This window comes from Candidatus Pelagibacter bacterium nBUS_28 (assembly GCF_051200915.1).
Lineage (GTDB): Bacteria > Pseudomonadota > Alphaproteobacteria > Pelagibacterales > Pelagibacteraceae > Pelagibacter.
In genome coordinates, this window is the sequence record NZ_CP172844.1 from 87728 (window position 1) to 98787 (window position 11060).

12 protein-coding genes and 1 pseudogene are annotated in these 11060 nt (G+C 27.9%); 7 read left to right on the forward strand and 6 right to left on the reverse strand.

Annotated elements, in window-relative coordinates; translation table 11 throughout:
- The 4 genes from ACIJYC_RS00460 to ACIJYC_RS00475 are packed head-to-tail and all read right to left on the reverse strand — an operon-like array spanning window position 1 to window position 2945.
- On the reverse strand, window positions 1-777 hold the full coding sequence (locus ACIJYC_RS00460) for an ATP-binding cassette domain-containing protein (RefSeq protein ID WP_435166532.1): 777 nt from the start codon (window positions 775-777) through the stop codon (window positions 1-3).
- A 1-nt stretch (window position 778) separates the two neighbouring features.
- Window positions 779-1369 (reverse strand): LPS export ABC transporter periplasmic protein LptC, encoded by a 591-nt coding sequence (lptC, locus tag ACIJYC_RS00465; RefSeq protein WP_435166535.1) that lies wholly within the window; start codon window positions 1367-1369, stop codon window positions 779-781.
- Window positions 1369-2334: a KpsF/GutQ family sugar-phosphate isomerase gene (locus tag ACIJYC_RS00470; protein ID WP_435166538.1), complete on the reverse strand. Its 966-nt coding sequence runs from the start codon at window positions 2332-2334 to the stop codon at window positions 1369-1371. The genes lptC and ACIJYC_RS00470 overlap by 1 nt, the downstream gene beginning before the upstream one ends.
- Window positions 2334-2945, reverse strand: a complete 612-nt coding sequence (locus tag ACIJYC_RS00475; RefSeq protein ID WP_435166541.1) for a ribonuclease D — start codon at window positions 2943-2945, stop codon at window positions 2334-2336. The genes ACIJYC_RS00470 and ACIJYC_RS00475 overlap by 1 nt, the downstream gene beginning before the upstream one ends.
- A gap of 26 nt (window positions 2946-2971) precedes the next feature.
- Here ACIJYC_RS00475 and ACIJYC_RS00480 point away from each other — a divergent pair, with 26 nt between their 5' ends.
- Window positions 2972-3958: a complex I NDUFA9 subunit family protein gene (locus tag ACIJYC_RS00480; protein WP_435166544.1), complete on the forward strand. Its 987-nt coding sequence runs from the start codon at window positions 2972-2974 to the stop codon at window positions 3956-3958.
- A gap of 3 nt (window positions 3959-3961) precedes the next feature.
- On the opposite strand, the gene ACIJYC_RS00485 is transcribed toward ACIJYC_RS00480, so the two are convergent.
- Window positions 3962-4456, reverse strand: a complete 495-nt coding sequence (locus tag ACIJYC_RS00485) for a GcrA family cell cycle regulator (protein WP_435166547.1) — start codon at window positions 4454-4456, stop codon at window positions 3962-3964.
- A 170-nt stretch (window positions 4457-4626) separates the two neighbouring features.
- Here ACIJYC_RS00485 and ACIJYC_RS00490 point away from each other — a divergent pair, with 170 nt between their 5' ends.
- Entirely contained in the window at window positions 4627-5793 is a 1167-nt protein-coding gene (locus tag ACIJYC_RS00490; protein ID WP_435166550.1) for an aspartate aminotransferase family protein, read from the forward strand.
- 1 nt (window position 5794) lies between these two features.
- Window positions 5795-6723: pseudogene (gene argF / locus ACIJYC_RS00495) on the forward strand (ornithine carbamoyltransferase).
- Here argF and ACIJYC_RS00500 read toward each other — a convergent pair.
- A complete protein-coding gene (locus ACIJYC_RS00500) occupies window positions 6715-7254 on the reverse strand; it encodes a c-type cytochrome (protein WP_435166553.1) in 540 nt (179 codons plus the stop codon). The pseudogene argF and the gene ACIJYC_RS00500 overlap by 9 nt on opposite strands.
- 115 nt (window positions 7255-7369) lie before the next feature.
- Between ACIJYC_RS00500 and kdsB the strand changes: the two genes are divergently transcribed.
- The 4 genes from kdsB (at window position 7370) to ACIJYC_RS00520 (ending at window position 11059) form a co-directional block, all read left to right on the forward strand.
- Window positions 7370-8101: a 3-deoxy-manno-octulosonate cytidylyltransferase gene (kdsB, locus tag ACIJYC_RS00505; protein WP_435166556.1), complete on the forward strand. Its 732-nt coding sequence runs from the start codon at window positions 7370-7372 to the stop codon at window positions 8099-8101.
- Window positions 8101-8937, forward strand: a complete 837-nt coding sequence (locus ACIJYC_RS00510; RefSeq protein WP_435166559.1) for a prephenate dehydratase domain-containing protein — start codon at window positions 8101-8103, stop codon at window positions 8935-8937. The genes kdsB and ACIJYC_RS00510 overlap by 1 nt, the downstream gene beginning before the upstream one ends.
- A 141-nt stretch (window positions 8938-9078) precedes the next feature.
- On the forward strand, window positions 9079-10740 hold the full coding sequence (gene dnaX / locus ACIJYC_RS00515; RefSeq protein WP_435166561.1) for a DNA polymerase III subunit gamma/tau: 1662 nt from the start codon (window positions 9079-9081) through the stop codon (window positions 10738-10740).
- A gap of 1 nt (window position 10741) precedes the next feature.
- Window positions 10742-11059, forward strand: a complete 318-nt coding sequence (locus ACIJYC_RS00520; RefSeq protein WP_271478642.1) for a YbaB/EbfC family nucleoid-associated protein — start codon at window positions 10742-10744, stop codon at window positions 11057-11059.
- The last annotated feature ends 1 nt before the right edge of the window (window position 11060 follow it).

The window sequence follows — 11060 nt, forward strand, 5'->3', positions numbered from 1 at the left end:
TTATTTAAAATTAAAAGAGTCACCGAAATAAGCACTTTTAGCATCTATATTATTTACTAATTCTTGAGGCGAACCTTCAGCAACAATTTTACAGTTACTAAGTATCATGGCTTTATCTACACAAGCTAACAAATCTCTTGCTTGATGGTCACATATGCAAATTGTTATATTTGTCTCTTTTTGTAAATTTACAATTATTTCTTGCAACATTTTAATTGTCAAAACATCAAGGGCGGCAAAGCATTCATCTAAAAGAAGAACTTTTGGGTCACTCAATAGCGATAAAGCAATAACTAACTTTTTCTTTTGACCTCCAGATAAAAATTTAGCCTCAACATTTTTTAAATTTTCTAATTCAAGTTTAGAAATTAAGGAATTAATTTTATATTCTTCTTTACTTTTATCGTTGATTACAATTTCAGCAATAGCTTTTAAATTTTGATATAAAGTCAGATCATTAAAATATCCACCATATTGAGGAACATAGCCAATGTGAAATTTCTTTGTTCTCAAATAGATTGGGTAATCTAAAACATCTGTATTGTTTAATTTAATTTTTCCACTATTTGGCTGAATTAGCCCAGTTATTAAATTAAAAATTGTACTTTTGCCAACTCCGTTTGGACCAAGCATTCCAAAAATTTGACCTTCATTAATTTTGAAATTTATATTATCTAAAATTAATCTACTCCCATAAGAAAGATTTATATTTTCAAAAGAAATAATTGAATTTGGTTTTTTGTGTGATTTAATTCTAAATTGTTTAACTAATCCCATTTTATTTTATATTTGTAACGTTAACTTGTTCACTTGAATTATACATAAAAATTTTTGTATCTTTTGTAATTGTATCGAGTTCGATCACATCTGCCCTCATTGTATTCTCAAGATTTTTGTAAACAACATTTCGTGAAATAATAAGTAAATTCTTCATCATAGAGAAATCTAAATAATCACCTGTAATTATATTGTCAACATAATCTATTTTTACATTTTTTGAAAAAATAGTGTCATAATTTATGGTGTTATATTTGCCATAATCAGAGTTAATCACGATTAATTCAGAATTTTTAACTAATTTTATATAAGCCGTAACATTAGTGAGAAAAATTATATCACTATCATCTAGGTCAATTTCACCTTTTTTTGCGACTAGAATATATTCATTACCTTTTAAATCTTTTGAAGAGTAATTTATATCTTTGATAATATTTGAATTATAAATAGCTTCGCCTTCATTTTTTGTTGTTGGATTTAGTGGTTTAAACAATAAGTTCTCATCTTCTTTAAAATATTTTGAATAAACAAACCAAGATATGATTATTAAAGATAAAATGAGAATTATCTTTACAAAAATTTTTTTTTTCATCAACCAATATTTGATTGCAGGATATTATGTATATGAAGAACACCTGTTGTTTTATACTTATTTTTTTTATCATGCACACAAAGCGAGGTAATTTTTTTTTCATTCATTAGTGCCAATGCTTTCGCTGCTAGAGACTGTTTATCAATACTAATAGGGTTTTTTGTCATTATTTCTGCAACATTCATTTCATTCAAATTTTGTTTCTTTTCGTTGTAACGTCTAATTTGACCATCAGTAATTACACCAATAGTTTTTTTTTGTTTATTTTGAACAATTAAAATTCCTAGTTTTTTATTACTTAATATTTTGATAGCTCTTTTCATATTTAAATTTTCTTTTACAAAAGGAATTTTGTTCCCTGTTAACATTATATCTTCAACAGTTTTTAATTGAGCTCCAAGATTGCCTGCAGGATGTATTTTTTTAAAATCAAATTTACCAAACTTTTTATACTGCATAGCTGATATTGCTAATGCGTCTCCTAGGGCTAGCTGTGCTGTAGTACTTGAAGTTGGAACAATGCCACCTGATTCTTTTACTTCAGGAATTATAAGTCTAATATCTGATGCTTTATATAAAATAGAGTCTCTTTTAGACATAATTCCTATCAGCATAATTTTATTTCTATTTGCATATTGAATTATATTTTTAAGTTCACTAGTTTTACCTGAGTAGCTTATTAAAATTAAAATATCTTTTTTTGAAATACTTCCTAAGTCACCATGAGAAGAGTCACTTGCAGATAAATTGAAAGATGGGGTACCAACTGAGGATAAAGTTGCTGATATTTTGGCTGCTATCAACCCACTTTTGCCCACGCCACATAAAATTACTTTAGATTTACATTTTGCAATTTCGACTACAGCTTTATTAAATGAATTATCAATTTTTTTTTTTAATTTTTGTAAAGCTTGTATCTCAAGATCAATTACTTTTTTTGCTAACGGTATAAATTTTTTAGTCATTAGTGGGACCAGATATCATCTTTAAATAATGCTAAATCTAAGTTTACTCTAGTTTTTAAAAATTTTAAGCAATCCTTATAAAGATCAATTCTATTTTCTCTTTCTAATATTTTATTTAGTTCTTCATGAATTTTATGTAAATACAGCACGTCATTGGCACAATATTTCAATTGAGCTGGAGAAAGTTCACCACCAAAATCTGAACTTTGAAACTGTTTACTAATATCAATATTAATAAATTCTTTTATTAATGTTTTTAGTGAATGACTATCAGAGTAAGATCTTGCTAATTTTGAAGCAATTTTGGTATCAAGAATATTGTTAGTATCTGTTTTTAAATAATATTTGATATGAGCCATGTCTGCTCTTCCATAATGAAATATTTTTGTTGTATTTTCATCGGCAAGTAATTTTGCTAAATTTGGAGCATTGTAGTTCTTCCTATCAAACTGGATTATATGAGCATCAGAATTTCCTGAAGATATCTGAATTAGGCAAAGAGGATCTCGTCTGAAATTAAGACCCATAAACTCACCATCAACTGCTATTAGATTGCCTAAATCTAAATCATCTGGTAAATCATTTTTATGAAGTTGAATATTATTACTCATTTCTAAACATATATAATGGAATTCAAATGAAAGCAAAAAATTGTCTAATTTTTGGTGGCAGTGGTCAAATTGGTCGAAACTTAATTAGGAAGCTAACTAAAAATAACTACAGAGTAACAGTTGTAACAAGAAATGTTCATCAAAAGAGTTACATAATTAAAACACAAGCTAATGCGGGCTATATTGATGTTGTAGAGGCTAATATTTTTGATGAAAAAAAAATTAGAAGTCTTTTTAAAAAAGCAGATATTTGCATAAATTTAATTGGAATTTTATTTGAAAAAAAACGTGGCAATACATTTAAAAATATTCACTCAGTTTTACCTTCATTGTTAGCTAAACTCTGTAAAGAGTATAATCTTAAGCATTTTATTCATTTATCAGCTTTAGGAATAAATGATGCAATAGATTCTGATTATGCAAAAAGTAAATTAGAAGGAGAAGGCAATGTGTTAAAAAATTTCCCGTTAGCTACAATCTTAAGACCATCAGTAGTATATTCTGTAGACGATAATTTTACTACAAACTTTATGACCTTGCTAAATAGATTGCCAGCTTTTCCAATTTATTATGAAGGTAAGACAAAATTTACTCCAATTCATTGTTCTGACTTAACAGATACTATTTATCACGTTATCTCTAAAAATATTTATTCGAAAATAATTGAATGTACTGGTCCAGAAATCATAACTTTCAAGGAGCTTTTAGAAAAATTACAGATATTAATTGGTAAAAAAAGAATTTTGTTACCTTTCCCTTTGCCAATTGCTGAATTGACAGCAAGATTTTTTGAAATTTTACCAACTCCGTTGCTTACAAGAGATCAATTGAGATTATTAAAATATGACAACGTTTCATCTGGAAAATATAAAACTAATTCAGATATTGGAACTCCTAGTGTAAGGTTCTTTGATCAGGAAGTTAAAAAGTATTGCTACATGTGGAGAGAAGGTGGGCAATTCTCGACTGAAAAATATCTTATAAATAAAGATTTAGAGAATATTAATAATTAGTTTTTAAGCTGATTTTATTTTTTTCTCAATAAATTCTGGTACTTCTTCTTTGTCTGTAACTTCTTCTTTTTTACCTTTAGGTTGGTAAGCGTATAAAAGATGAAGCTTACAATAAGAAAAATCCTTTAATGAAGATCTACCACAAAAATAAAATGATTTTTCGTCTGGATGCCCAATTGGCCATTTACATGAACTTTCATCTAATTCTTCTAATTGTTTAGGATTTTCTGGCTCAAAGTCTTTTTCAATAATTAGGGATTTAAATTTACTTTTTCTCCCTCTTTTACTTTTGATATTTTTTTCTTCTAAAGAATTTTCAAAATTTCGATTTGAGGTTGCCGCTCTTGTTTTAATTTTTGCTGAAAGGTTTAATCTATGGGCCTTACCAATTACAGCATTCCTGCTAATACCACCAATTATTTCAGCAATTTGGCTTGCAGTGTTTCCTTTACCCCAAAGTTCTTTAAGTTTGTTTACTTTTTCTTCGTTCCAACTCATATCAATATGTTGTATTATAGTTTATATAAATAACAATATACTGATACACAAAGAAATTAAACAAGCAAAATCTCAGAGTTATCAACAAAATTAAATTAAAATTGGTTTATAGGTATTTTCAATCATAACTTGTATCTAATAATTAAAATTTATAAAAACTGATTAAAATTATGAGCTATTTAGCAAAAAACTATAATAGAAAAAAAATTTCATTTAAATATGGAAGGGGAAGCTTTCTCTATTCAACTAAAGGAAAAAAATATTTAGATTTTGTACAAGGAATAGCTGTGAATTCTTTAGGACACGCACATCCTAAATTAATAAATGCTGTAATTAAACAATCAAAAAAACTTTGGCATGTTTCAAATGCATTTCAAATTCCCGAAGGAGAAATTTTAGCTAAAAAATTAGCAAAAAAAACTTTTGCTGACTATGTAATGTTTCAAAATAGCGGTGCAGAAGCAACTGAAGCAGCAATAAAAGCTGCAAGAAGATATTTTTATTCAATCGGAAAACCAAAAAAAAATAGAATTTTATGTGTTAAAAATAGTTTTCATGGAAGAACGCTAGCAGCAATATATGCAAGTGGTTCAAAAAAAATGACAGAAGGTTTTGGGCCTAAAGTAGCTGGTTTTGATCATTTTGATTTTGGTAATCATAAATCTTTAAAAAAGAAAATTACAAAAAATACAGCAGCTATAATGATTGAAACTATTATGGGAGAGGGTGGCATTAAGGTAATTCCAGATTGGTGTTTAAAAGAGCTTAGAAAAATTTGTAATAAAAAAAATATTTTATTAATATTAGATGAGGTTCAATGTGGAATTGGACGATCAGGTGATTTCTTTGCTTTTGAAAAATCAAAGGTAAAACCTGATATTGCTCCAATTGCAAAAGGTATTGGAGGCGGATTTCCTATTGGAGCAGTTTTAATGAATAAAAAAGTTGCCTCTGGTATGACAGCAGGAACTCATGGGTCTACTTTTGGGGGCAATCCATTAGCAATGACCGTTGGTAATACAGTGATGGATATAATTTTAAGTAAGAAATTTTTGAAAAATGTGAAAAATATTTCAAAATATTTTTTATCGAATCTTAAAGAAATACAAAACAAATATCCTAATATTATTAAAGAAATAAGAGGAAGAGGTTTATTGATTGGAATACAGCTTAAAACAGATCAAACAAAATTTATAAAAAAACTAATGGATAATAATTTATTAACAATAAGAGCAGCAGAAAATGTTGTTAGAGTTTTACCACCACTTAATGTAAAAAAGAGTGAAATTAACTTGGCGCTTAAAATAATAAAAAAAGTTTGTTCAGAATTGAATTAAAATGAAACATTTTATAAACTTGAAAGATATACCGGCCAAAGATCTTAGAAAAATTATTGTTGATGCAAAAAAAAGAAAAAATCTTAGAAAAAATTTAAGTACCTTAGAGGTTGATAAAGGGTCTCCACTAAAAGGTAAAATGCTTATCCAAATGTTTGAAAAAGCAAGCTCAAGAACAAGAATAAGCTTTTATTTGGCAATAAAGCAGCTTGGAGGAGGAACTTTAACTCTGAGATCTAATGAATTACACCTTGGGCAAGGTGGTGAAAGCATATCTGATACAGCTAAAATACTATCAACTTATGGTGATGGATTTATGCTACGAACAGATAGTGATAAAAAAATTGAAGATTTTAAAAAATATTTATCTATCCCAATAATAAATGGTTTAAGTCCATCTTCACATCCAACTCAAGTATTATCTGATGTTTTTACTGCTGAAGAAATAAAGAAAAAACCAATTTCAAAATTAAATATTTGCTGGATAGGAGACTCTAATAATGTTCTAGATAGTTTAATCGCTGCATCTGTAAAATTTTCATTTAAACTTAGTGTGGGATGTCCAAAAAATTTTGAACCAGGTAAAGAAGTTAGAACTTGGGTTAAGAATAATAATAAAAAAATATTTATTTATAATGATCCTAAAAAGCTGCTATTGGAGCTGATGTTATCTTTTCAGATAAAGTCATATCTCTAAATGATAAAGGAAATAAAAAGAAAAAAATTGAACAATTTAAAAAATTTAAAATAGATAAAAAATTAATGAGTTATGCAAAGAAAGATTGTATTTTTCTTCACTGTTTGCCTCGAGGATCTGAAGTAAGTGATGAAGTTTTTTTAGGAAAAAAATCTCACGTTTGGCAACAAGCTCTTAATAGAGTTCATGTACAAAAAAGTATTTTATTATATTGTTTTGGAAACTTAAGGTAGTGGTATAGGACTATCTGAATTTTGATTTAAATATTTTATAACTGAGGCTCTATCTTTTTCTTTTCTTAATCCAGCGAATGCCATTTTTGTTCCCTTAATCCACTTAGCAGGTTTTGTTAAGTAACCGTTTAATTCTTCAAAAGTCCATTCTTTCTCAAATGAGGCTAAAGCTTTAGAATATTTGTAATCTGTAATGGCTCCAGTTTTTCTTCCAACAACATTGTATAAAGCAGGACCAATATTATTTTTTCCACCTTTGACAATTGAGTGACATGCAGCACATTTTTTAAAAACTTTTTCACCTAAAGCAATATCTCCCGTTGCCATTAATGCGGCTATATCAATTTTTTCTTTTACAGCTTTTTCAGTTGTTGATGAAACTGTAGTAGCCTGTTCAACCTCCACAGCATACCCAGGAGTTTTTGGTTTTTCCACATGAAATATTACGTTTGATAATTTACCTATACCAATAACTAAAAGTGCAACCATTAATACCGCAGCTACTATTTTATTAATTTCAAAAGAGTCCATTTTTTCTAAATTTTATTTTTGAACATATATCACGATAAATTAAAAAATTACTAAAATTTAATGTATAAATTTGCCTCTATTACTATTTAATAGGTATAATATTATTAAATTATTAATGAAAACCTTAACAATTATACCATCACGATTGTCTGCTACTAGGCTACCTGGCAAACCTTTATTAAAAATTAACAATTTATCAATTATATCTCATGTATTTAGAAGGGCGCAGGAGGCAAATATTGGTGATGTTATCGTTGCAGCAGAGGATCAAGAAATAGTAGATGATGTAATCAAAAATGGTGGTTCAGCCATTTTAACAGGTAAAAATCACAAAACTGGAACAGATAGAATTTATGAAGCATTTAAAAAATTAGAATTAAAAGATGTAGATTTGATAATGAATCTACAAGGTGACGAGCCAGCAATTAATATTGAGGACATTATAAACTTAAATAAAAAAATGGTTAGCAATCAATCTAAAATGGGTACTCTTGCTGCCAAAATCACAGACTTTAAAGATCTAGATAATGAAAATATTGTAAAAGTTGTAACTAAGAAAAATTTAAATAAGGATCATTTTTCCAAGGCAAATAATTTTTTAAGAAGATCCTTAGAGGTAGAAAATATATATCATCATATTGGTATTTATTGTTATTCAACTGAAACATTAAAAAAATTTGTAGAATTAAATCAATCAAAAAATGAAATTGAGAACAGACTAGAACAGTTGAGAGCATTAGATAATAATATTGAAATAAATGTTGCACTTTCAAATTCTTCTCCGATAGGAGTTGATACAGATGAAGATTATCTAGCCTTAAAAAAAATTATGGAATATAAAGTTTGATGTCAAAAATTTATTTTCAGGGTACTTTTGGAGCATATTCACATTTAGCTGCATTAGCGGTTGATCCGGATGCAGAAATAATTCCATGCAAAACTTTTGATGATTGTTTTAATAAAGCAGGTCTTGAACCAGATTGTAAAATAATTATTCCTGAATCTAACAGGATTACAGGAAATATTGGTATTGAATATTTAATCTTTAAACACAGGCTAAATATTTATAAAGAACATTTTCAAAAAATAGAGCATAATTTGCTAGGTCAGCCTGGTGCAAAACTTAGCGATATAAAAGAAGTGTATTCTCATGCACAAGGTTTGTCTCAATGTTCTAAATTTATAAAAGAAAATAACATAGCTGAACATATCAGAGCAGATACTGCTGGTTCCGCAGAAATGATTTCAAAAACAAAAGATATTAAGCAATCTGCTATAGCGTCTTCTTTGAGTGCCAAAATTTATGGATTGGATATTGTGAAAAAAAATATTGAAAATGAAAGTGGCAATTTAACAAGATTTTTAGTAATGGGTAAAAATATTTCTCAACCTGAATTTGGTAACAATAAATATATCACTTCTTTTTTATTTAAGCTTAAAAGCAAGCCTGCCGCCCTTTATCAATCTTTAGGTGGATTTGCTATTAATGGAGTGAACTTAACTAAATTGCAAAGTTATCCTGAAAAAAATACTTTCGATTCATTCTTTTTTTTATGTGATCTGGACGGTCATATTGAAGACCCAAAAGTCCAAAAATCTTTAGAGGAGCTAGGCCTTCATTGTGAGGATTTTCACGTCTTAGGTGTTTTTGAGGCTGACAAGTTAAGAGAGAAAAAAAATTAATCTTTTCTTGTAGAATAGAAAATATAACTGCTATAATAGTTTTGGAGGCTAGAGGTGGATGCTGCTTGAACCCGACCAGATCCTAACGGAAGCAGTCGTAGAGACAGTTATTCAGGTTCTAGTCTCCTTAAAATAAATTAAATGAACAATAACTCTAAAGTATTAGCATTAAAGTATAGACCACAAACTTTTGATGATCTTATTGGTCAAGAAGTGGTGGCTGAAACTATAACAAATTCAATCAAAGCAGATAAAATTCCTAACGCTTACTTGTTCACTGGAATAAGAGGAATTGGTAAAACTACAACTGCTAGAATTGTTGCTAAGGCACTTAATTGTTTAAATGGTATAGAAAATTTATGCAAAAAAGATTTGTGCGATAATTGCAAATCTATAGCTGGCTCTAGTCATATTGATGTACTTGAGATGGATGCTGCAAGTAAAACAGGGGTTGATGACGTAAGAGATCTAATCGAATTTTCTCGATATGGCCCAACATCAGCAAAATATAAGATTTTTATAATCGATGAAGTTCATATGTTAAGCAAACAAGCATTTAACGCTTTATTAAAGACACTTGAAGAACCACCAGAATATTTAAAATTTATTTTTGCAACTACAGAAATTAAAAAAATACCCATTACAGTAGTTTCCAGGTGTCAAAGATTTGATTTGTCTAGAATTAAATCATCAGAATTATTTGAGTTTATTAAAAATATAAAAGAAAAAGAAAATGGAAAAGCATCAGATGAAGCTTTAAAACTAATTGTTAAAATATCTGAGGGATCTGTAAGAGATGCTTTATCGTTATTAGATAGAGCTTTGCTAAGCTTAGATGAAAAAACAGAACTAGATCTTAATGCTGCACAAAAAATTTTTGGATATTTTGATAAATCTCAGTTGATTAACTTATTTGAATTAATATTAAGAGGTGAAGAGGAAAAAGTTATTAACATCTATAGAAAAATTTATGATCAGGGAGTTGAGCCAAAAGTATTTATTAATGATTTTTTAGAGATACTTTATTACTTTAAAAATATAAATTCATTATCTTTAGAAAGTACAAATTTTTCACTTAATGATGAGGAATTTTCAAAAATTAAAGATATTTCCAATCAGGTAAACTCTGAAGTTTTAATTTTATTTTGGCAGTTTGCAATATCTTCACTTGAAGAATTAGATATAGTTTCCAATCAACATTTATCAATTGAAATGTTTTTAATAAGATTAATGCATTTAAGTTCAATTAAGTTAAATAAAAATTTAGATCAAGACCAAAATAATGAAATTTCAGAAAATCATTCAACACAAGAAGAAAACGAAAATAATTTTCAAGATAATTCTAGAACTGTTAATCAAATAAAAAATATAGCTCAAGAGGAAAAACAGAAACTTGAAGCTAAACCAGAGATAAAGACAATTGATAAAAATTTAATCAATTCTTTTGATGATCTTCTAAACGTCTGTACTTTAAAAAAAGAAATTAAATTAAAATATGAATTAGAAAAAAATGTAAATCTTGTAAAATTTGAACGTAATAGAATTGAAATTTCCTTTAATGATAATTTAGATAAAGATTTCGTAAAAGATCTTTCCTCAAAACTTTATGAATGGACTGGAGAAAGATGGATAATTACATTTAGTAAATCTAAAGGTGAGATGTCGGTTAAAGAAAGAAAAAAAAATGAAAAAGATGAATTAATGAATGAAGTTAAAAGTTTAGAAATTTATAAGAAAGTAATGGAAAAATTTCCTGATGCAGAACTTATAGATGTTAAGTTGAACGAAAAAAAAGAGGATTAAAATGACTGATTTTACAAAGATTTTAGATAAGGCTAAAGAGCTAGAGGCTAAAATGAAAGAAAGCCAAGAAAAAATTAAAGAAATTAAAGCTGAGGGAGTTTCTGGTTCTAATTCAGTTAAAATTACTCTTGATGGCGAAGGTGAAATGCAAAAAATTGAATTATCTGAAGAAATAATTAAAGAAGATAAAACAATAATTGAAGATTTAATTGTTGCTGCGCATAATAGTGCAAAATCACAACTAAAAACAAAGACCACTGAAGAGATTTCAAAAGCCACAGGAGGTTTCGGAATTCCTGGTTTTAAATGGCCGTTATAAT